This is a genomic window from Mesorhizobium sp. M4B.F.Ca.ET.089.01.1.1 (assembly GCF_004022605.1).
Classification (GTDB): domain Bacteria; phylum Pseudomonadota; class Alphaproteobacteria; order Rhizobiales; family Rhizobiaceae; genus Mesorhizobium; species Mesorhizobium abyssinicae.
In genome coordinates this window covers 1-417 of record NZ_RZOS01001493.1, presented here as the reverse complement: position 1 = coordinate 417, position 417 = coordinate 1, and the positions used below count along the sequence as shown (strand labels likewise).

The following is a 417-nucleotide window of genomic DNA, read 5'->3' as shown; positions in this document are numbered from 1 at the left end:
GGTCACCGCTTGGCCGTCGGGCTTTATTTTCGGTGTCTTCGGATACCTCTTCTTGAGTGTCGTCATCACGGATGACAGCAGTGCATGCTGGCTTTGGTCCGTGTAGTATTTCGGATCGAGCACGATGAAGACGTCGATGTCTGCCGTAGTGAGGGGTGCGATCATCGTGTTTCGGCGATAGGACCCGGTCAGAAAGGATTCGAGAACTTCGAAATCTTCGGCGACCGTGTCCCGCACGTTCTGCTGACGGCTGGACGTAGTGCTTTCCTGAAGACTTGTGATTTCAAGGTTTGTTCTGAATTGGCGAAAGCCCTCCGATATAGTTGTGACCATGTTTGCCTCAGATTCCGAGACGACCGCGAATCTGATCCCATTCCTTCGTCAGGCGCGCGTTGTGCTTATGAAACAGCCTAGATG

The 417-nt window shown here is 52.8% G+C and carries 1 protein-coding gene; it reads right to left on the bottom strand.

The genetic code is table 11. The annotated features are described in order from the left end of the window. A partial coding sequence (locus EN780_RS38040; protein ID WP_189557213.1) for a nucleotidyltransferase domain-containing protein occupies positions 1 to 333 on the bottom strand: 333 nt, incomplete at its 3' end. Positions 334 to 417 lie beyond the last annotated feature (84 nt).